Below are 19,359 nucleotides of genomic sequence, written 5' to 3'. Positions count from 1 at the left end.
ATTTACACAGATTTTTTAATAATTTTATTAGTCTGTATTTCAGGAGAGTTGATAGTTTCAACTCTCCTGAAATAACGATTGCTATTTTAAAAATGTAGCAACTGCCTGATTGCGAGTCACGACGTGAGCTTTTAGCTGTGTAATAGCACTCGTGAACGCTGCCGTATTTGATAAATATGAATATGGAGCAACTTCCTGCATAACTGATGATGAAATCAAGTTGTAGTTTTTATCAAAAATGGCGTTCATTTTGGCACTTGTGAAATAGTTATCATTAAAATCTTTAACATAAGACTTATATTTTGCGTAATACGTTGCGTCATCGGCCAAATATCTGATTAAAGGCCAACTGGCAGCTACTTCTGTCATTTCGAGCGAAACCCCTCTCATGCCACCAGCACCACCGCCTTGTTGTTGCGTATTTCCGCCCGCAGTTGTCGTTGTAGAGGTCATCGAAAGGTTAAAATCCCACGGAATCCACGTTACTTTTTTGGTGGCGGTTGGCGTATAAAGATAATAATTATGAGCCATAGCCCCGTAAGCATCCCAGTTGACTATTGTATTATTGATAGCCAAAGCTTTCAAGAAATGGTCAACATTAAACACTTTTTCGAGGTTTGCACGCCAAGTTGCGGAATTTGATGTACGATTAGTGGCATTGAGAGCTGTGATTACTGATTGCACATCGCTCCAGTCAGCAGCATCTTCATTGTTTTTCTTTTCAAAATTGGCCTGTAAGAAACTCTGGAAAGTTGACTCAGGCTTATAAATATTGCCTTTGTCTTCGCCAAATTGATTTTCAACCATCGTATCGTCAATGACCTCAACCATCGTGTAAACACCGCAGTATTTCAGACCATCGCCAAAGTTGATGTATATTTTGTAGAAAGAAGTACGTGCTGCGGGAATTCCTGCCGAACGAAACAAATCAGCTACTACTTTATCACGCATTAATGAAGCATCTCCTTGCCCAGGCGACATAGAAAATTCTTTGAAACCATAAAAACGTTGGTCTTTAATTTCGGGATTTGTATCCTCAAATTCATCAAATTGTAATTTGAAAGGTAATTTATAGATACCCGCACTCCAAGCCTGCGATAAACTCGAATTTCCCTTTAGGCGAAACCCAACTTTATACCATTCTTTACCATTGAATTTGACCGATGATTGTACATAGATTGGGTCGCCTGGAATAATATCTAATGCTCCACCGCCTGCGGCACCGCCTCCAGCTGGAAGATTTCCTCCCATAGCCGCTCTTAGGCTATCAATATTGACTCCAGTTGGCGGAACTCCGCCACCCATCTGACCACCTGTTGGTGGTGTAACGCCGCCCGTTGGAAAAGTAATTCCTCCACCTGCTTGACCACCTGTTTGGGTTCCACCAACACCAAAATCATTGCCTGTTTTGGTTTTCATATCAGCCCTGATAGCTGCCCAGTTTTCGGCTGTTAAGGTAATTTCGAGCGTATTGATTTTATCTTGTGGGAAAACCACATCATAGTTAGGGTCAGTTTTGCCGTGGGTAGCTTCTGTCCAGTCTGTTAAACCTGCATGAATCGGGTCAACGGTTTCGGAGTCGTTTAGTTTATTACACGAAATACTGATGCTTACGAGCAAAATAGCAGTAAAAAATAGAATCTTTGATTTCATAATCGGTGCTTTAAGTTTGTCTTTTTGATTGGTCGAAATTTTAATAAAAACTTAATATTTACTTCATATTCAAAAAGACGAAGGCTTCGGTAGATTCGTGTCAAGGTGTCGAAAAACGCATGATTTGTGTATATTGAAAGAAATAATCTGCCATTTTTTTGTAATTTAGCTATGTGGTTTCACCGTGAAAACTAAACTTTACCATGAAAATTATATGCTTATTCCGTACGTCAAACCTCAAAAAATACTTGTTTTTGGGAATTATGATGCTTTTTATGCAGAGTTGCGACTGTTTGCAAAAAGTGGAGGGCAATGTATATGACGCCCAAAATATGAAAGCGTTATCTGATGTGGTGATATATAAGCAGAGCCAATCTTATGAAAGTATCAAGACCGATTCGAGTGGGAGTTTTAAGTTTAGTGATATTGATGGGGGACGAAATTGCTCGAATGTAGCCTTAGTTTTTGAGAAAACAGGCTACAAATCCGATACAATTGTTTTTTCGACGAATACTGTTGGTGCGGTTATGAAGTTGAGTAGGTGAGGGGAGATAATGTAAACAGTTTGAAGTATTGGAATAGCAGAAATTTATCAGCCAATGATTGAAGCTGATATTTTCAATGATGCTGATGATTTATTTGCAACCTGTCCAACCCGAAATAATGAATCAGTGCATTCAGCTAATAGCATATTGATTTTTTAGTTCATTCAATCTGCCTGATGCTTCTGCTTTGGCTGCGGCTCGTAAGAAAAATGGCTCGACTACGTACTTTGCAAAACCTGGCATACGACTATTGGTGAGTTTAAGAAACAGGGCCAAGTCCCCAAAGTTTTTTGGGTGCATTTTCTTGTCAACCAGACCATCACGAATAAGACCATGATAAATCGAAAAAGCGGCTACGAAATCATCTTGGTGGTCTGAAACAGAAACTTTTACGATTGCCGATGTATTCTCATCATTTTGAAAAGCATGAATTGTGCCAGCAGGAACAGAGATTTTCCCTCCGGACTGTAATATAATACGTTCGTTACCAGCAATAAAAGTGATTTTTCCCTTGACCACCTCGAAATTTTCGGTGAAGTATTCATGGAAGTGTTTGGGTGTTTTGTATTTAGGTGCAACGTACATACTTAACGCTATGATGCCTTGTTCGCTTTCCTCTTTGAGCATTTGAGATGGCGTTACTTTTTCTGATAAATCCATAGTATTAATTGATTGTAGTACCAATTTGAACTTTAATTAGGCTTTCTGATAATTAAGTGCCGAAATACAAATCTTTTAAAATAGAGTCTTTATTAATAGGCTTATTATCAGACTAATAGCCATTAAGTAATTAAAATATTAGAACGTAACAACCTTCTTTATGAGTGCGTATTGTGTATTTCTTGCTTGTTAAAGTCCATTCTTTTTTAGCCAAGCAAGCGAATATTCGGCAATTTCTTTCTAACCGTTATTCAATATAAGTATTAACCCGAGTTAAAATCGTATTACTTTGTCGAAATTCTTTTCTTGTTTTTGCGTGATGTGTTACAATGACTGCCCCATTTTCAAATATACAAAGTTTTGTGTTATTTTTAGAGGTTTGAGTTTGAATCCCCCAATCTTTTACAAATTTTATTTCACAATAGTTGTAAAAATTATGGTGGCAATAAAATCATATTAAGCTATCTCCAAATAATATCAAACTCATTGTTGTAGGGCATTTTATTGTGGTATTTGCTCTACTAAAATTTCTATACCTGCTTTATCAAAATAAGTACAGGTCATTTTGTCGATACATATTTTCCATTTTTCAATGCCTGTTTCTGCACACATTTTGATAAAAGTAATATAGTCTGTTTTTCCTTGTTGATGTGCCAATAATTCTGCCTTAAATTTTTCTATTTTTGAAGTATCAGCGATTATTAATGGTTCGTACTTGGCAGGAACAGTTGCAGTATAGTCTTTTCCTCCGTGGTAGTCGATATGACCATCTTCTACATACGCTTCGTACTGAGTAACTCCCATTAATTTGATTTCTCTGATATAAGCTGGGAAGTCTGCACCTGATTTTACTTTTCCGTGAGCAGCTTTGATTTCTTCTACTGTAAACATATTTTCTTTGCTTTTAAACGATTAATTGATTAATCGTAATCAGAATGCTTAAACTTGTCGGAATGATTGTCGATGTCATTGCATTGAGATTACAATGCAAAGTTGCAACGCTTAAAATAGCTGTAATTGTAAAAAAACGTTTTTCTACAAAAATCGTTTAAAGTTTTCGGGAGTATTGCCCGTAAACTGTTTAAAGTCTTTGATGAAATGGGCTTGGTCAAAGAAATTGTTTTCGTAGCAGATTTCCGTTAAAGATTTGGAGGTATTCAGGTGGGTAAGAACTGTATTGAAGCGGACGATTGAAGCAAATTTTTTGGCTGTTGTACCAACTATTTTTCTAAATCGTTTTTCAAAAGGACTTTGGCTAATAGATAGTTTATCGTTCAACTCTTTTATGCGGATTGCTCCATTGGTCTGATGAATTAGTTTAACTGCCTCAACAATTAATTTATCGGTTTGAATGTCGTTGAGTTGTGATATTAAATACTGTTCAACTATTTTTATTCGATGTTTATCAGTGGTAGCGATAGTCAGTTTTTCCTCCACTTCGGTTACAGTATTTCTATCAAAAACATCATCAAGCGAGAGACTCAAATTAAATAATTCGTTGGCGGGATGTGATGCAAAATGAGTAAAACCAGTTTCGGTAAAGTAAATTAATATTGTGCCGATACAAGCAGAATTCTTAAAAATTTTATAGCTGTCGCTAATCCCAGTAATCCCTGCCGAAGTTAGTTTGCTTTCAGTATTTTTACTAATAGTAGCGAGTTGTCCTTTGTATTGAAAACCGATAACAAGGCCCGATGAAGGGAAAACTTTGTATTCATTTTCAAGTTCGTTTTCTGACACTACAAAATATTTGATGTAGGGCTTTAGCTGGTCAGTTGGTATGATTTTTTCAAATCTCATTTATTAATTAAGCTCAAAGCATAGTCTTTGATTGAGTTATTAAGAATTTATGGGTTCCCATAATTCTATTTTATTGCCCTCAGTATCCATAATATGCACAAATTTGCCGTAATCATAAGTTTCAATATCGTCGAGTACAGTTACGCCATTTTCTTTGAGTTGACTCACAAGTCCTTCGATATTTTGCACCCTATAATTTATCATAAATTCCTTTTTTGAAGGAGCAAAATATTCGCTCCCTTGTTTAAAAGGATTCCATTGAAGGCTATTGATTTCTTCGGGTTTGTCAACACTTCTGGAATCAAAACTTGCACCTCCCCATTCATTCATTTCAATACCTAAATTTTTAGCATACCAATTTTGCAGTTCTTCAGGATTTTCAGAAAAAAAGAAAATTCCACCTATGCCCGTTACTTTTGGAGTTTTATGGTTGTTTGGCTTTTCCATATTATTTTTTAAGCCTCTTTTATATTGTGTATGCTTAATCAGTTACAATTCTCATAGAGTAGTGTTGAAAACACTAATAATCAAATTTAGTATATCTGAACCAATTTTACAAAACTCAAAATTTCTTCCTTTGGTATCAATTTATAGAAACTTTAGCTTGTCTATCAAACCCAACGGTATTACGATAAACCTGTGGAGAAATTTCGGTATTGGTTTTAAAAAACCTACTAAAATAATACTCGTCTTGATAGCCTAATTCGTATGCAATTTGTTTAATTGGTTTATTAGTAAGATACAATTCTCGTTTTGCTTCAATAATGATACGTTCGGAGATTAAAGTTGTCAGGTTTTTGTTTAAATGTGTTTTAGTAATTTTTGCCAATGATTTTGGTGTAATATTAAGCATTTCAGCGTACTCATTAACGGCATGTTTTTCTCTGTAGTAAGCCTCAATTGCATCTTTTAGAGACTGTAAAATAAATGGTTCTTTAGTATTTGTCGTATCTTCTTTTGCTTGTTTGTGCTGTTCTGTTTTTAATCTTGAGGCCGTAATCAAGAATATTTTCAGATAAGAAACCAATAGTTCAGTTTGGGCCAGTGCAGGATTTTGCATTTCAAAACAAATTTGCTCAATTATCAATTGAAGCGTATTCGTTGATTTAGTGTCGAGCAATACAAACGGTGGCTGATAAATGTTATTAAACAATACTCCATTGCAGGCTACTTCTGTTTGATGTTTATGTATGCAGAAAAAATCTGGATGGAATTGCAATGCTACACCACTAATCGAACCATTTGGTATTAGCATAAATGGCTGATATGGCGAAAAAGATAAAAGGTGGTTTGTAGAAAATTTGTATTCAGAAAAATCAGACTTAAGAATTCCGCTACCTTCTTTAATCCATATTAAAGAGTAATAATTATTTCTTTGAATGTGGTCGAAGAAGGCATTGCTTTCAAAAAATAGTATTTTGAAAGCAAGATTTCCATTAGTAGGGTTTACAAGAGTTAATGTATTTTGATTGTTCATTTTAGCTTTCTTTCCGCTTCAGTAATGGATAAGTCATTGATACTTGCAAATCTTTTTCTCATTAAGCCGTTTTCGTCAAATTCCCATAATTCATTTCCATAGCTTCTAAACCAGTTTTCATTATGGTCATGCCATTCGTATTCGAATCTTACTGCCATTCTGTTTTCTCTGAAACCCCAAAGTTCTTTTTTTAGTTTATAATCTAACTCATTTTCCCATTTTTGAGTCAAGAACTTTTTTACTTCTTCTCGTCCATTTATAAATTGAGTTCTATTTCTCCATTCAGTATCAATGGTGTAAGCTAAGCATACTTTTTCTGGGTCTTTGGTATTCCAAGCATCTTCGGCCATTTGTACTTTTTGTAAAGCTGTTTCAAGCGTAAACGGGGGCAAAGGGTATTTTTTATTTTCCATTTTTGTTTATTTTAGAAATGAGAGCAAAACTGATGTTTTACTCCCATTCAAATTCATTAGATACTTTTTGCAACAGGAAAATCAATATCAACCTTTGTAATTGCGTGTAGATAGTTCATCGCTGATTTTTCGGCCACTAACATTACTATTTCTACAACATGTCCTTTAGTGTAACCTGCATCAATAAAGTTATTGATTGTAACTTCCGACACAAAGCCTCTTTTTTCTGTAATTTCCTTTGCTAAAACCACTAATGCGTTGAGTTTAGCATCAAAAGAAGCATTTCCTTTTCTAATTTCAATGGTTTGTTCTTCGGTAAGCCCATTCATTGTTCCAAGTAGCGTGTGGGCTGACTGACAGTATAAACATTCGTTTACTTGGCTTACTATCAAATTCACGGCTTGTTTTTCTTTATTTGAGAAATTAGTTTTTGCATTCTGGAAAGCCAAATAATTAGCCAAAGCATTATCAGAATGAGCCATAACCGCATAAAGATTAGGAACCATACCGAGTCCTTTTTTTAGGTTATCGAAAATCTCTTGATTGTTTGCAGATACATCTGCTCTGTTAGGAACATTAAAATTTGTCATTGTTTATTGCTTTAAAAATTCTGTCGTTTTTGACTTTGCAAAGTTGCAATGACTGTGGCTCTTACAAAATGGACAAAGGGCGTGAGTAGATGGACATTTTTCCCATCTATGATATTTAGGGACTAACAAGCACTAAAATAGTGTAATTTGAAGTTTATCGTCATACATTCATAAGACTTAGGTTAGTCTTATGAAAAGAATAGGTTGAACGCATTAAAATTTCTAAACGGGGCATCGCCCCAAAATTATTGTAGCAAAAAAAGTAAAACTGACTATTTGAGGTGCATCGCACCGAGATATTACGGCGACCGATGCTCGGTGCGATGCACCTCATAATGAAGATAATATTGCTAATTTCTACAAATATTACGCCGTTATACGGCTAAAAATTTTAATGCGTTTAACCTGTGAAAAGAATTCTAATCCCGAACTCACGTTATTAAAAGTTAAATCCAAAATGAAATCCTGGTTCTCCGAAGACAAATTTTGACCATTTATCGTCCAGCTGTTTAAATCCATTAGGTAATTTTGTGTGATAAGGGCGATGGGTAATTGCAATGGATGGTTGAATAAAAAATCTGTCTTTGAAAAGTTTGATGTGATAACCAACACGGTAAGTATTGAAAATCTGAAATCCATTGTCAATTTTTTTGCCGTCATCATCCACGAATTTTTGCCACGTAGGCATTACATTCAATTCAGCATATAAACCTTTCAACAAAAATCGCTGGTAAGATACTGATACCCCATACTCACGCACATATCCCGGAAATTTTTCTTCTGGTTTTCCGTATGATTTATTTAAAAATGGGTGAATACCGTTCGGCCAAGCATATTTCCAAGTTTTTGGCTCTAACGTAATTACGTCTTTTCCTGTAATCCGATAGCCAAAATTGAGCTGAACAAAATCTGGGGGATTTGTTGTGGACAAATTACCCAATAAAAATACTGTGCTGCCAATAAACCACCGTTTGTAAGTGCTGTCTTGTTTGTCGTATTGTGCATTCACCTGTAAACTACTCGCCAACACTAAGGCGAGTCCAATCCATAAAATTTGCTTTTTCATAAATTTGTAATAGATGTTAAATACTAATACAAAAGTAGATTGGCAATAGACTTAAAATCGTTCACTTAAGTTAAGAAAGGATTTACTCGTTACTTTTTTTCAAGTGTTTGACTGCTTTTATCGAATTATTGTAGCTTTAAAAGTTAAAACCAAAATCAAACCCAGGTTGAATAAAGTAGTTATTCCATCGTTGTTCTACTGCTTTAAAAGATGCTGGCACATTAGTTCTTACAGGCCAAGAACTAATTCCAATTGCTGGCTCGAAAAAGAAGCGATTTTTAAAAAACTTAAACTGATAACCTAAATAAAAGTCCAGATATAGCGTGTAACCATTTCCAATCTTTTTATTATTTTCATCCATATATTTTTCAAAAGCATTCAAGGCTTGTACGGATGTATAAGCTCCTTTCCACCAAAAACGTTGATAGCCAAGTGTTGGTGCAAGTATGCGGGCATGACCAGGATAGTTCAAACCTGGTTTGTCGAACGATGGCCCAAAAGGGATACCAATTGGCCAAGCATAAATGGAGCGTTTAAATCGAAAAGAGATGACATCTTTAGGTGTTATCCTATAACCAACATTTAGTTGTATATACTCTGGGTTGTTTGTTTTATCTAAATTTCCTAACAAATAAAGTGTGCTCCCAACAAACCACTTTTTGTAGGTGCTATCTTGTGTAGAATTTTGTGCATTCACTTGTAGATTACCTGCCATCAGTAAGGCCAAAGCAAACAATAAACTTTTCTTTTGCATATCTGTTTTAATTGATTTTAAATGATATGGCAAAAGTAAAAAGACGATATACTATAACTCGTTCACTTAAGTTAAGAAATGCTTTTTAGCTCTTTTTCTCAACAATTCTTGCTCGAAGCCTGCTCAAAGATTGAGGTTTGATGCCCAAAAAACTCGCCAGTTGGTGCTGTGGTACACGCTGAATGAGGTCTGGGCGTTTTTGTATTAAGTTTAGGTAACGTTGTTCGGGAGAAGACGTCTTAAACTCGTCAAAGTCTATTCGTTCTTTGGCCAGCAATTCCTCTGACAGCATTTTACACATTAGGTCAAACTTTGGAAATTTGCTGTTGACTTCTTCTTCCATATCCGAATTCGAAATCAAGAGAATACTATCTTCGCTACAACTTATATAATATTCGGAAGGTTTTTTGTTGATGACACAAGGAGGTGTCAGAGCATCCATTTCTGTGTAGAAAGCTGTGGTTTTTTCTTCTCCCTCTATGACATAATATGTTCGGATACAGCCTTTTAAAACAAAATAGCTTTCTTTCGATTTTTGTCCTTCTTTGAGTAAAATCGTTCCTTTCTTTATTGAGCGGAATATGTCTAAAGAGAGTAATACGTTTTTCTCTTCTTCTGTCAGAGAAATGTATTTTGATATAAAGTCAAATAGTATGTTTTTCATAATTTTGTTATTATTACTATTGTGTGTTACACTTGCTACCAATGAGCAGAGGTTTGCGAGGTGGGATTAGAATTCCTGCGGCCCGTAACCAAAGCCCGATAAAATTACAAAAGATGATGATAATAAGCTAATGCTCAATAGAAATCCTTCTGCCTAAACCGAAGCTGATTAGAATTACAAATGTTGAGGTTTATCCCGTCCGCCCAACTATCGTAAATACACCATGTTAGTGGCTGGTATTTTTTTGATTAGATGAATCGCTTTACATTGCTTTAACAGAATTGGTCTTCTATTGATTTGGTAATTGCTGAGGTTATTTTTCCTGTATGTTCAGTGGTTTTAGATTCAATAAGCATAATCAGACACTCTTTTTTTGAAGAAACTCTGTGATTTTTTCCTTTTTTCACAACAAACAAGTCGCCTTTTTTCAATATCAGGTCTGGCTGATTTTCAATTTCCATTAGAAGTGTCCCTTTTACAACGTAGAATAATTCATCTTCATTTTCGTGATTATGCCAAGGCACTTCTTGCCCCTTTATTTTTACGACTTTAATATATTGGTCATTTACTTCACCTATAATCCTTGGTGAAAAATAGTTGCCAAGACTTGAAAACTCATCTTTCAAATTCATCTTTTAAATAGTTCGCTTTTTACAATTTTACCCTCTCTTTTTGCCAGATAATAAAATATGATTCCAATAAGCAATAAAAAAGTTACTGTAAAAATGGAATCTTCAATTCCAACTGCACCACCTGTTAATAGTTCAGGGCCATTAAATTTTGATTGAATGATACTGCCCATATTATTTAACCCCGAAAGATTTGAGCCATAAAATGGCTGTGAAAAATTCCAACCTAAATGGAAGAAAAAAGGCAGCCATATTCTTTTAGCATAGATAAACATCATTGCCATAGTAAACCCCCAAATCAAAGTAAGAAAATGACTAAATAGGTTGAAATTTGGATTGAAAAAGTGTTGTTGAAGCTCAACTAACATTGCAATGACAATGGTTAGATGAGTTCCTAACCAATTTTCACAGACACGAACTATCAACCCTCTATGAAATAGGTCTTCAACTATGGCCGCAAACATTAAAAACGTAAAAAATTTGATGGGGTAGTGAGCTGTTGTAATACCAAAAGCTTGATAATACCCTAATACATATAAAATGAAAATAACGAATGAAATTGCAAAAAAACCAAAGAAAAACCCTCCAAACATTTCTTTAAAAAAGAATTTCATGGATAGCTCTGTTATTTCTCTTTTATCATAAAAACGAAATAAATAGTAATAGGTAGCTAGTAAAACTATAAAACAAATAAAGTGAATAATTGGATTAGCAGTATTTTTATCTTGAATAATGCTGTAAAAAAATGGTTTCAAAACAAAGTTTTGAATTACTACGAATAAGGAAAAAGGGACTACAATGCCTACGATAATTTTTGTTATTGGAAAATGCAGGACTTTTTTAATTGATGCATTCATTGTTTCTTTTGATTTATTGTAAGTAAAATTTTAGACAAAGAAAACTCCTTATTATCTTTACAGCAAGTACATACAATAAAGTACTCTACATACTAAAAAGGTAGTATTGCTGATTATCAGTAACTTAAATTTGAAAATAAATGAAGAATAAAATTAAAAAGGCTCATTGTGCAGTTGATTATGCTTTCCAACGAATAGGTGGAAAGTATAAAGGCCGAATTTTATGGGTACTGAGAGATGGTTTTTTGAGATATGGGGAATTAAAAAGAGCAGTGGTGGGTATAACACCAAAAATGCTTACTCAAACGCTAAAAGAATTGGAAGCCGATGAACTAATTGTCAGAAAAGTTTATTTAGAAGTTCCACCCAAGGTTGAATATTCATTGACCGATACAGGAAAAGAGTTAATTCCGTTTATTGGTCAAATGAGAAGTTGGGGTGAAAAGCAAATGTTAACAAATTGAAACTTATAATTCTCAGGGTGTTGGCGATATGTTTGCCACTAATGGGCAGGACTTTGCGTTCGGGCGAGTCTCGAAACACAAAGTTTCAATTTATTACTAAGGTTTATTAGAAGCACAAAGCTCCAAGTTTGTTCGTCAGCCCGCCTGACGCAAAACCCGTGTTAGCAGGCGTTTTTCTATCTGTCGATATATTCAAACCACCCATTTGTCAAAATTTTAAAGTCCTTGTTATTTGAATATTTCTCCTTCAAACTGTCAATAAAGGTCATTACATATTGCTCTGAAAGTCCGTCACGATAGGAAAATGAAACCTTGTTAAGTCTATCAACTTTAATGTGTCCGAACTTAAATTTTCTACTAAGGTCAATAAACCTTTGTATGTCAATTTTATTTGCTGTTGTGTCAATGTTATATTTGTTTATTGTAGCTGCTTTCTCTGAACCCTGGTTTGCCATGTCGCTGATTCTAAAAACGTCTTTAACATTTCCGGAGTTGTCTAAAGTATACCAAATCATAAATTTCTCATTGTCAAAAAATATGTTGCCACGTCTGTATGCATAAAAGCCGTCTGGTAATGTTTTTAAAGAGTCTACATTAACTTCATACTTGTCAATGTGGTTTTCTTCTTTGCAACCGAAACTGAGTACGGTCGCAATAAGAATGATTATTAATGTCTGTATTTTTCTATATTTTGTCATTCACTTTCTGTCGTCCTTAAAATGCCTGCCAACTCCCAAATATACAAAAATTTTGTAGTACTTTTTGAATTGTTGGACTTCTAACAAAATACAAGTTGGCAGAATTTTATCCATAAAAAAGCCATTAAGTCACGAAATTTAATACACTAATTCCGCAACTTAATGGCTCTCAAAAATTAATTTTTCTCACTTCAAAAACGCACTAACCGCCTGATTTCTACTCACAACATGCTGTTTTAAAATCGGCAAAGCGGCCGTAAAATTGGCAGTATTCGTGAGGTTTGAATACGGAGCTACTTCCTTTTCAGTCCCGTTTACATAAGGTGTAATGAGCGTTGTGGCTTTATCAAAAATCTCATTCATCTTGCTGGTAGTAAACACATTGTCATTGAAATCTTTCACATAAGCCTTGTATTTGGCATAATAAACGGGGTCATTGGCAATATAATTAATCAAAGGCCAGTTATTGGCCACACCCGCCAATGAGAGCTGCACACGAGCCTGTGAGGTCAGGGCTTCGTTATTATCCCACGGAATCCAAGTGAGTTTTTTAGTAGGGTCATTGTATAAATAATGGTTGTGAGCCATGCCTCCGTATGTATCCCAATTGACGAGTGTAGAATTGACCGCCAACCACTTGATAAAATGGTCGGTATTGAAAACCGCATCTAAATTGCTTCGCCATTGTGCTGGATTTGACGTACGAATCGGGTCGTTCAGAGCCTTGATACTTGCCTGTACATCGCTCCAATCGGCAGCATCTTCATTGTTTTTTTTCTCAAAATTAGCTTGATTAAACGTCTGAAAAGTTGATTCGGGCTTGTAAATATTACCACTTTTACTACCAAACTGGCTTTTTATCATCGAATCATCAATAATTTCAATCATCGTATAAACCCCACAATATTTTTTTCCTTCGCCAAAATCAATGTAAACTTTATAGAACGCCGTTTGAGCGGCAGGAATCCCAGCCATTCTAAAAATATCGGCTGTTACTTTATCTCTAATCAATGAGTTATCTTTTACACCCGCACCCATTGATAGTTCTTTGAAACCATAAAAACGTTGGTCGTTTATTTCGGGGTATTTATCCTCAAACTCATCCATTTTTAGGCGAAATGGAAACTTATAAATACCTGCTCGCCAAGTGGCATTTAAAGTCGAATTACCTTTTGGTCTAAATCCAACTTTACGCCACTCCTTGCCATTAAATTTCATCGTGACAGGGATGTAGTCAGCATCTTCTCCAAACGAAGGGGCTGCTCCTCCACCAACATTTCCTCCGCCAACTGCACCGCCTCCGCCTTGTGTAGTGCCTCCTGAGCCAAAAGTGCCTTTCCCTTTGGCAGCCATGTCAGCTTTGAGAGCTGTCCAGTCGGCCGTAGTCATGCTTATTTCGAGCGTGTTGACTTTATCTTGCGGAAAAACCACCGTGTAGTTTGGGTCGGCATCATTGCTGTGGCTCTCGGTTGACCAGTCGGGGTTTGAGTTGGAAGGTGTGATGGTTTCGGTATTCTTCACGCAAGCAGCCATCAGCCACAAGCCTATGGCAGTAAATAGTATTTTGATAGGTTTCATAAAGGGTGTTTAATTTTAGACGATAGACGTAAGTTCGTAAGAAATGGTTGTTTTGATGCGTTTTTGACTAAAAACTTGCGGAAAATCTCGAAATGTCTGTAATCTAATTTGTTCTCCGTAATTTTGTCACGCAAATTTTATTTCGCCAAGCCCGAAAATCATTGCACGAAAACGGAAATCTTACTACTCAAATTGCCATGAATATTCTTTTGGTCGAACACGATGAGAATCATGCAAAGCTACTGACGCAAGTTTTGGCTGAGTATTTTCCTATGAGTAGCATTGAATTTTGTCAAACAAACGAAGAACTAAAAACAGCACTCAATGCAGGAGTTTTGTATGATTTGGCTCTGTGCGAAGTAGAATTAAGGGATGGATTGATTTTTGAAATATTTCAAGAATTATTGCCGAGTTTTCCGGTTGTATTTATGTCGGCTTATGACAAATATTGGTCGCAATCAATGGCCTACAACGCCATTGATTATCTCAGAAAACCAATAGAGAAGGAAGAAGTAAATCGGGTTTTGGAGAAATATGAAGCATTGAAATTGCATTTTTTGAAGCGTTTTTCGGCCGAAAACAATTCAAGAATAACAAAATCTGCTTTTCAGAAAGACCGCTTGATTGCCAAGAAAGGCACAAACTATTATGTGGTTGCAACCAAAGATATTGCGTTTATTTATACCGAATCAAGAATTGTATTTTTGATAGACCGAATGGGCGAACGCTATACCGTAGAACGTAGCCTGAGTGAACTCGAAATTGAGTTGCCGAGTCGAGATTTTTTTCGGGTAAATCGCAAATTTATTGTACATATTAATGCCATTCTGAGTTTTAAACCTTCATTCAAAGGCAAAATTGCCCTCGAACTCCTGCACCTCGCAAAAGCCGAAGTAAGTATCAGCCAAGAAAACGCCGCCCAGTTTAAGAAATGGATTGAGGAGTAAATTAGACAATCAGTGAAGTAAAATTTCCCCTCCTTTTTTCAAGGAGGGGCGACCGTCGCTACGGTGGCAAAATTCTGACAAAGTCGAATTTTGACGGGGACGCCCAGTCGGGGTGGTTTGTCTCAAACGTACCTATCTTAAAGTATTCATAGACCCAAAACCACCCCGTCCGACTTCGTCAGGACACCCCTCCTTGAAAAAGGAGAGGAAATTTTAGAACCAATTAATTTTCTTCAGAATAGAAAAGGAATGTAAGTTAACCAAACGAAAATGAAAAAAACATTTACAATTTTTACCAGTATTTTAGTCACATTGCTATCTTTTCGAGCATCGGCTCAGCTTGATAGTGTTCAGAATCTCAACGAAGTCGTGGTTTCGGCTTCTCGTATCGAAGAAAGTATTTTTAAAGCACCTGTTTCGGTCACGAAGGTTTCGGCTTTACAGCTTCAAAACTCTCCGAGTGTGGAGTTGATTTCTTCATTGGCTCGCTACAAAGGTATTGACGTAAGTCAGTCGAGTTTGTTTGTGACAAGCCTCAGCACGAGGGGTTTCAATAGCGGAAAAGCCGAAAGATTATTGCAACTGGCTGATAATGTGGAGTTTATGTCGCCAACTTCATCGCTTTATGGCGGAAATTGGATGGGAACACCCGAACTCGACATTGATAATATCGAAATCATTTATGGAGCAAATTCGGCTTTGTATGGTTCGGGGGCGTTGAATGGAGTAATTTTGATGAACTCAAAAGACCCTTTTAAACATCAAGGTGTCACGGTTTCGGTGCGTGGTGGTTCACGTCTTTTATTCGATACCCAACTACGTTATGCACAAGTTTTTGCCAAGCGTTTTGCATTTAAACTCAATGCCAATTTCATTTCGGCCGATGAGTTTCTGGGCGAATCTGATGCCGCCATCAAAGCCATAACTGAAGGTGGTTTGGCGGGCTCTGATGCTACAAACAATGCTTATGGCTCACCTTTTGGTTGGAATAAACTCAACTATTTTGGAGATATTGGTTCTACTATTACGAACCCAGATTTTACAAAATATAATGATGGAAAACCCTACCGAATTTATATGCCAGGTTTCAAAGAAAGTGAAATTTTGACCGTAAATGATGGCAAAAGATTTGGTTTTGGTGGAGATTTTAAAGCAGGAAATTTACGTTTGAATCCATCACTTCATTTCAAAATCAACGAACGCACGAGGGCTTCTTACGAATACCGTAAATCAATCGGAAATGGTATTTTTCAAAGTACAAGTCGCTTTGCTTGGCGAGAAATGCAATATGATTTGCACAAATTCGAGATTAAAAACGACCGTTGGTTTGTGCGGGCCTACTCAATGTTTGATTATGGCGGTAAAGCCTACGAAATTAGTGGCGTGGCCAATGCCCTCCAAAATATGCGTATGACTGACCCTGCCAACGGGAATTTTCCGACAATCGCAGCTAACTACTTTAATGCTTGGAATCAGATTTTTGCGGCTGCTCGTGGCAATGGTTTTGGTGGAGGAAGTTTAGCTGGTGTTTATGTGCCAGATGCTGTAAATGGAGGTGTACCAAAGGCTTTTTCTTTACCAACAATTCAAGGTGGACAAAGCATTGAAAATGCCGCAAAATTGGCTTTTAACTTAACACAAGGTTTACAACTTACGCCAACTCCTGCAGGAGCATCTGGTTCAGTATTTGAAGCAGTTACCCAGAAAGTAGCTAACGGCGTGGGTGACTTAAAAGTAAATGGAACAACCGTAAAAGGTGCGGCTTTTACGAATACCGCCCGTAATATTGATTTTTCGGCACAACGTGAGTTTCGTTTCAAAACTACGAATGTAGTAGTGGGTGGAGCATACCGCAAATACATTCTAAAATCGGCAGGAACTTTACTTTCTGATGGGATTTATTCGCCATTAAACACCGAGCAAAGAGACGAAATAATAAACTGGGAATCAGGCATTTATGGACAAATTCAGCAAAAACTTTTCGATGAAAAACTAACGCTGGCAGCCGCTACTCGACTTGATGCTTTTAAGAATTTTGACACAAAATTATCGCCAAGAATCTCGGCAGTTTATGCTTCTGGACGACATAATTTTAGAGCTAATTATTCAACCGCTTTCCGAGCTCCAGCCCAACTCGACCAATATATTTATTTAGATTATGGTAGTATTTTGCTCATCGGAAATACCGAAAATGGTTTTAAAGGTTTAAACTCAGCTGGAACGGCTGCATACGAAGTAAAAAAGCTCGCTCCCGAAAAAATGAATTCGTGGGAAGTAGGTTATAAAGCATTGCTCACCAAAGATTTACAAATTGATTTGAGTTATTATAGAAGTTTGTACAATGGTTTTATTGGAATCGTGCGTTTCCAAGGGCGTGAAGATGGACAAATGCCCGAAGGTGATTTTGTAAAGAAAACAGGAGACTGGGCTAAACCCGTAGGCGACCGCACACGTGGAAGATTTATTCAGACTTGGGCGAATTTTGATAAGCCAGTAACCACACAAGGTGCGTTTGTGAGTTTAGATTATCGCTTAAACAAAAATGTGAGCCTTTACGGAAACTATACATGGTCAAAAATATCAGATATTAAAGGCTTAATTGCAGGCTTCAATACACCTAAACATAAGTTTAATTTAGGAGTTAATGGGTTGATAAAGAAAGACTTAACATATTCAGTAAATTATCGTTGGACAGATACTTACACTTACTTCATGCCATTTGATGAAGGCGAAATAAAGGCCTTCGGAACGCTTGATGCACAAGTAAATTACCACGTAAAAACTCTCAAAACAACCTTCAAATTGGGTGGAACAAATCTAACAAATACCAATGCCATCACGGTTTACGGTTCTGCACCAATCACCCGAATGGTGTATGTGGGAGCAGTGCTTGATTTGAAGTATTGATGTTTTTACACAAGCAATAGTGCCATAACAATATGGCACTATTACTTTCATTTATTTAGTGTTTTTAGATATCTTCGTAAAACTTTTTCAATCATTATATCTTTGGTAGTCATATTTAGAGGTTCTTGATTTTTAGCACTTTTTGCATAATGTACAACCTTTCCCTCTTCAATTACTATACAGTACAGTAATGAACTTCCTTTAATAATAATAGTTGGTATCCCAGTAGTCGCAGTAAATAGAGAGTTCCTTATACTTTTTTGCGTGTAACTATCATAAGAAAGTGTTGTCCCTTTATTCCAAAAGACCGCCATTTTCTTTATACCTTTTTTACTCATAAAAAATTTAAGGCTATCACTAATTGGTATCTTGCGAAGTGGCATAGCTTTCATTATATTATCAAAAATTGACAAAAACTCTTTATTTAGAATTTTATTAGTTAAAGAAACACTATCGGCAATATATTGGTGTGCTGTTTTTGATAAGTACCAATCCAATTCTTTATGAAATAGCTCTCGTGATTTAAAAGAAAGACTTTTATTTAGTTCGACTTTCCTATCTTCAAGCAAAATCTCATGCGGCAAATCATATATATATAAAGTATCACTTGATTGAGCAGATAGTTTTAGTGAAAATGTCAAAGTTATTAGTATTATTAAAGCAGTGGTTTTCATAGATTAAGAATAAAGAGTTATTTAAGATTTCTCACCATAATCGCATTCTCAAACGCAACCTCTTTACTGATTTTAGTATAGATTTTTTCGATAACAAAGCCTTTATTCAAGAAAAAAGGTCTTGCTGTAATGCTGGCATCTGTCCAGATTTTGGTGAGGTTTAGGCGATTGGCCTCATTCAGAATATTTTCCAGTAAAGCACCAGCAATACCTTGCTTTTGGTGGTTTTTGTGAACATACATAAAATCCAAATAACCGTCGGTTGTCAAAGAAGCAAATCCCAATAAGTATTCATCGTTTTCAACAATGATAAAATGCTGTTTTTCAATTTGCTCTTGCCAAAAATCCTTATTTTCTGCACTTGATGCCCAAGTTTCAATCTGTTGAGCATCATAATCTTTCACATTAATGCTTGTTATTGTTTCATAAAATAGCTGAGTAATTGCTTGATTATCAGCAATAGTAGCCTTTCTAATAATCATTTCTGTATTTCACTTTTCTATCGTCCCCTTATAAAGCAATTTCTTATCAGCACTTTCGATACTGTAAGTATCTTTCGCCTTGGTCAATACATATTTATCATTTTTCCATTTATCGGTAGCTTCTTTTTTTACGATAATTGTTTGCTCGTCGTAAGGCACAAAAAGCTCTATTTCTTGGTCGCTACTGTCAGTTTTTATGACCACAAAAGCCGATAACGATTGTTCGAGATCTTTGGCTACGGGGTCTAATCGTACGCCCGCTTCAAATATTCTGATACACTCGTTTCTCAAAACCGACCATCTATATCCAGCCGACGCTTTACAGCCGTGTTCGTCGGCATCATTGCCTACTATTGGTGGTGGTGTTTGAGCTGACTCAACTTTGAGCGAGTCGTCTTGTTGAGTAGTTGTATTCGTGTTACAAGCCATTATCAGATAGGTTAGTATTAAAATTGAAAAGTGTTTCTTCATTGTTAAATGATGTTTGAATAGTTTTTTTGT

General features: G+C 36.1%; 22 protein-coding genes. 4 read left to right on the top strand and 18 right to left on the bottom strand.

Features of this window, described 5'->3' with window-relative positions:
* Positions 1 to 81: 81 nt before the first annotated feature.
* A complete protein-coding gene (locus IEX65_RS02105; protein ID WP_188764169.1) occupies positions 82 to 1,653 on the bottom strand; it encodes a CotH kinase family protein in 1,572 nt (523 codons plus the stop codon).
* A 203-nt stretch (positions 1,654 to 1,856) separates the two neighbouring features.
* Here IEX65_RS02105 and IEX65_RS02100 point away from each other — a divergent pair, with 203 nt between their 5' ends.
* The gene (locus tag IEX65_RS02100; RefSeq protein ID WP_188764167.1) at positions 1,857 to 2,198 is read left to right on the top strand and encodes a peptidase associated/transthyretin-like domain-containing protein; all 342 of its coding nucleotides are present in this window, start codon (positions 1,857 to 1,859) and stop codon (positions 2,196 to 2,198) included.
* 132 nt (positions 2,199 to 2,330) lie between these two features.
* Here IEX65_RS02100 and IEX65_RS02095 read toward each other — a convergent pair whose 3' ends face one another.
* The 12 genes from IEX65_RS02095 to IEX65_RS02040 all read right to left on the bottom strand — a co-directional run bounded on the left by IEX65_RS02095 (position 2,331) and on the right by IEX65_RS02040 (position 11,108).
* The gene (locus tag IEX65_RS02095) at positions 2,331 to 2,858 is read right to left on the bottom strand and encodes a cupin domain-containing protein (protein WP_188764165.1); all 528 of its coding nucleotides are present in this window, start codon (positions 2,856 to 2,858) and stop codon (positions 2,331 to 2,333) included.
* A 501-nt stretch (positions 2,859 to 3,359) separates the two neighbouring features.
* Entirely contained in the window at positions 3,360 to 3,749 is a 390-nt protein-coding gene (locus IEX65_RS02090; protein WP_188764163.1) for a DUF1398 domain-containing protein, read from the bottom strand.
* A gap of 144 nt (positions 3,750 to 3,893) precedes the next feature.
* On the bottom strand, positions 3,894 to 4,658 hold the full coding sequence (locus IEX65_RS02085) for a helix-turn-helix domain-containing protein (protein ID WP_188764161.1): 765 nt from the start codon (positions 4,656 to 4,658) through the stop codon (positions 3,894 to 3,896).
* A 39-nt stretch (positions 4,659 to 4,697) separates the two neighbouring features.
* Positions 4,698 to 5,105 carry a VOC family protein gene (locus IEX65_RS02080; RefSeq protein WP_188764158.1) on the bottom strand — a complete coding sequence of 136 codons (408 nt, stop codon included), beginning with the start codon at positions 5,103 to 5,105 and terminating at the stop codon, positions 4,698 to 4,700.
* Between the two features lie 136 nt (positions 5,106 to 5,241).
* Entirely contained in the window at positions 5,242 to 6,135 is an 894-nt protein-coding gene (locus IEX65_RS02075; RefSeq protein WP_188764155.1) for a helix-turn-helix domain-containing protein, read from the bottom strand.
* Positions 6,132 to 6,548 carry a nuclear transport factor 2 family protein gene (locus IEX65_RS02070; RefSeq protein ID WP_188764153.1) on the bottom strand — a complete coding sequence of 139 codons (417 nt, stop codon included), beginning with the start codon at positions 6,546 to 6,548 and terminating at the stop codon, positions 6,132 to 6,134. The genes IEX65_RS02075 and IEX65_RS02070 overlap by 4 nt, the downstream gene beginning before the upstream one ends.
* 56 nt (positions 6,549 to 6,604) lie before the next feature.
* The gene (locus IEX65_RS02065) at positions 6,605 to 7,138 is read right to left on the bottom strand and encodes a carboxymuconolactone decarboxylase family protein (protein WP_188764152.1); all 534 of its coding nucleotides are present in this window, start codon (positions 7,136 to 7,138) and stop codon (positions 6,605 to 6,607) included.
* A gap of 439 nt (positions 7,139 to 7,577) precedes the next feature.
* Positions 7,578 to 8,204, bottom strand: a complete 627-nt coding sequence (locus IEX65_RS02060) for a hypothetical protein (protein ID WP_188764149.1) — start codon at positions 8,202 to 8,204, stop codon at positions 7,578 to 7,580.
* A gap of 136 nt (positions 8,205 to 8,340) precedes the next feature.
* A complete protein-coding gene (locus tag IEX65_RS02055; protein ID WP_188764147.1) occupies positions 8,341 to 8,958 on the bottom strand; it encodes a hypothetical protein in 618 nt (205 codons plus the stop codon).
* 85 nt (positions 8,959 to 9,043) lie between these two features.
* Positions 9,044 to 9,622: a Crp/Fnr family transcriptional regulator gene (locus IEX65_RS02050; protein ID WP_188764145.1), complete on the bottom strand. Its 579-nt coding sequence runs from the start codon at positions 9,620 to 9,622 to the stop codon at positions 9,044 to 9,046.
* A 272-nt stretch (positions 9,623 to 9,894) separates the two neighbouring features.
* Positions 9,895 to 10,254, bottom strand: coding sequence for a cupin domain-containing protein (locus tag IEX65_RS02045; protein ID WP_188764143.1), 360 nt, complete (start codon positions 10,252 to 10,254; stop codon positions 9,895 to 9,897).
* Positions 10,251 to 11,108 (bottom strand): CPBP family intramembrane glutamic endopeptidase, encoded by an 858-nt coding sequence (locus IEX65_RS02040; protein ID WP_188764141.1) that lies wholly within the window; start codon positions 11,106 to 11,108, stop codon positions 10,251 to 10,253. Before IEX65_RS02040 ends, IEX65_RS02045 begins: the two co-directional genes overlap by 4 nt.
* 140 nt (positions 11,109 to 11,248) lie before the next feature.
* Here IEX65_RS02040 and IEX65_RS02035 point away from each other — a divergent pair, with 140 nt between their 5' ends.
* A complete protein-coding gene (locus IEX65_RS02035) occupies positions 11,249 to 11,572 on the top strand; it encodes a winged helix-turn-helix transcriptional regulator (RefSeq protein ID WP_188764139.1) in 324 nt (107 codons plus the stop codon).
* A gap of 176 nt (positions 11,573 to 11,748) precedes the next feature.
* Here IEX65_RS02035 and IEX65_RS02030 read toward each other — a convergent pair whose 3' ends face one another.
* Positions 11,749 to 12,270, bottom strand: a complete 522-nt coding sequence (locus tag IEX65_RS02030; RefSeq protein ID WP_188764138.1) for a hypothetical protein — start codon at positions 12,268 to 12,270, stop codon at positions 11,749 to 11,751.
* A 186-nt stretch (positions 12,271 to 12,456) separates the two neighbouring features.
* Positions 12,457 to 13,848 carry a CotH kinase family protein gene (locus IEX65_RS02025; RefSeq protein ID WP_188764136.1) on the bottom strand — a complete coding sequence of 464 codons (1,392 nt, stop codon included), beginning with the start codon at positions 13,846 to 13,848 and terminating at the stop codon, positions 12,457 to 12,459.
* 161 nt (positions 13,849 to 14,009) lie between these two features.
* Here IEX65_RS02025 and IEX65_RS02020 point away from each other — a divergent pair, with 161 nt between their 5' ends.
* Both IEX65_RS02020 and IEX65_RS02015 read left to right on the top strand, forming a co-directional pair.
* The gene (locus IEX65_RS02020) at positions 14,010 to 14,795 is read left to right on the top strand and encodes a LytR/AlgR family response regulator transcription factor (RefSeq protein WP_188764133.1); all 786 of its coding nucleotides are present in this window, start codon (positions 14,010 to 14,012) and stop codon (positions 14,793 to 14,795) included.
* 270 nt (positions 14,796 to 15,065) lie between these two features.
* Entirely contained in the window at positions 15,066 to 17,702 is a 2,637-nt protein-coding gene (locus IEX65_RS02015) for a TonB-dependent receptor (RefSeq protein ID WP_188764131.1), read from the top strand.
* 47 nt (positions 17,703 to 17,749) lie between these two features.
* Here IEX65_RS02015 and IEX65_RS02010 read toward each other — a convergent pair whose 3' ends face one another.
* From IEX65_RS02010 to IEX65_RS02000, 3 genes are read right to left on the bottom strand one after another with little or no spacing between them, the layout of a single operon-like run.
* Positions 17,750 to 18,376: a hypothetical protein gene (locus tag IEX65_RS02010; RefSeq protein WP_188764129.1), complete on the bottom strand. Its 627-nt coding sequence runs from the start codon at positions 18,374 to 18,376 to the stop codon at positions 17,750 to 17,752.
* A 17-nt stretch (positions 18,377 to 18,393) separates the two neighbouring features.
* Entirely contained in the window at positions 18,394 to 18,858 is a 465-nt protein-coding gene (locus IEX65_RS02005) for a GNAT family N-acetyltransferase (protein WP_188764127.1), read from the bottom strand.
* A gap of 9 nt (positions 18,859 to 18,867) precedes the next feature.
* Positions 18,868 to 19,329 (bottom strand): hypothetical protein, encoded by a 462-nt coding sequence (locus IEX65_RS02000; protein ID WP_188764125.1) that lies wholly within the window; start codon positions 19,327 to 19,329, stop codon positions 18,868 to 18,870.
* Positions 19,330 to 19,359: the final 30 nt, after the last annotated feature.

Source organism: Emticicia aquatilis (genome assembly GCF_014644295.1).
In the GTDB taxonomy this organism is placed as follows: Bacteria; Bacteroidota; Bacteroidia; order Cytophagales; family Spirosomataceae; genus Emticicia; species Emticicia aquatilis.
The sequence above is the reverse complement of the archived record's forward strand: the minus strand, read 5'-3'. Positions and strand labels throughout refer to the sequence as shown.

Bases quoted from the DNA above. Each gene is read 5' to 3' on its own strand.
- IEX65_RS02105 (WP_188764169.1), bottom strand. From the start codon at position 1,653: ATGAAATCAAAGATTCTATTTTTTACTGCTATTTTGCTCGTAAGCATC.
- IEX65_RS02100 (WP_188764167.1), top strand. From the start codon at position 1,857: ATGAAAATTATATGCTTATTCCGTACGTCAAACCTCAAAAAATACTTG.
- IEX65_RS02095 (WP_188764165.1), bottom strand. From the start codon at position 2,858: ATGGATTTATCAGAAAAAGTAACGCCATCTCAAATGCTCAAAGAGGAA.
- IEX65_RS02090 (WP_188764163.1), bottom strand. From the start codon at position 3,749: ATGTTTACAGTAGAAGAAATCAAAGCTGCTCACGGAAAAGTAAAATCA.
- IEX65_RS02085 (WP_188764161.1), bottom strand. From the start codon at position 4,658: ATGAGATTTGAAAAAATCATACCAACTGACCAGCTAAAGCCCTACATC.
- IEX65_RS02080 (WP_188764158.1), bottom strand. From the start codon at position 5,105: ATGGAAAAGCCAAACAACCATAAAACTCCAAAAGTAACGGGCATAGGT.
- IEX65_RS02075 (WP_188764155.1), bottom strand. From the start codon at position 6,135: ATGAACAATCAAAATACATTAACTCTTGTAAACCCTACTAATGGAAAT.
- IEX65_RS02070 (WP_188764153.1), bottom strand. From the start codon at position 6,548: ATGGAAAATAAAAAATACCCTTTGCCCCCGTTTACGCTTGAAACAGCT.
- IEX65_RS02065 (WP_188764152.1), bottom strand. From the start codon at position 7,138: ATGACAAATTTTAATGTTCCTAACAGAGCAGATGTATCTGCAAACAAT.
- IEX65_RS02060 (WP_188764149.1), bottom strand. From the start codon at position 8,204: ATGAAAAAGCAAATTTTATGGATTGGACTCGCCTTAGTGTTGGCGAGT.
- IEX65_RS02055 (WP_188764147.1), bottom strand. From the start codon at position 8,958: ATGCAAAAGAAAAGTTTATTGTTTGCTTTGGCCTTACTGATGGCAGGT.
- IEX65_RS02050 (WP_188764145.1), bottom strand. From the start codon at position 9,622: ATGAAAAACATACTATTTGACTTTATATCAAAATACATTTCTCTGACA.
- IEX65_RS02045 (WP_188764143.1), bottom strand. From the start codon at position 10,254: ATGAATTTGAAAGATGAGTTTTCAAGTCTTGGCAACTATTTTTCACCA.
- IEX65_RS02040 (WP_188764141.1), bottom strand. From the start codon at position 11,108: ATGAATGCATCAATTAAAAAAGTCCTGCATTTTCCAATAACAAAAATT.
- IEX65_RS02035 (WP_188764139.1), top strand. From the start codon at position 11,249: ATGAAGAATAAAATTAAAAAGGCTCATTGTGCAGTTGATTATGCTTTC.
- IEX65_RS02030 (WP_188764138.1), bottom strand. From the start codon at position 12,270: ATGACAAAATATAGAAAAATACAGACATTAATAATCATTCTTATTGCG.
- IEX65_RS02025 (WP_188764136.1), bottom strand. From the start codon at position 13,848: ATGAAACCTATCAAAATACTATTTACTGCCATAGGCTTGTGGCTGATG.
- IEX65_RS02015 (WP_188764131.1), top strand. From the start codon at position 15,066: ATGAAAAAAACATTTACAATTTTTACCAGTATTTTAGTCACATTGCTA.
- IEX65_RS02010 (WP_188764129.1), bottom strand. From the start codon at position 18,376: ATGAAAACCACTGCTTTAATAATACTAATAACTTTGACATTTTCACTA.
- IEX65_RS02005 (WP_188764127.1), bottom strand. From the start codon at position 18,858: ATGATTATTAGAAAGGCTACTATTGCTGATAATCAAGCAATTACTCAG.
- IEX65_RS02000 (WP_188764125.1), bottom strand. From the start codon at position 19,329: ATGAAGAAACACTTTTCAATTTTAATACTAACCTATCTGATAATGGCT.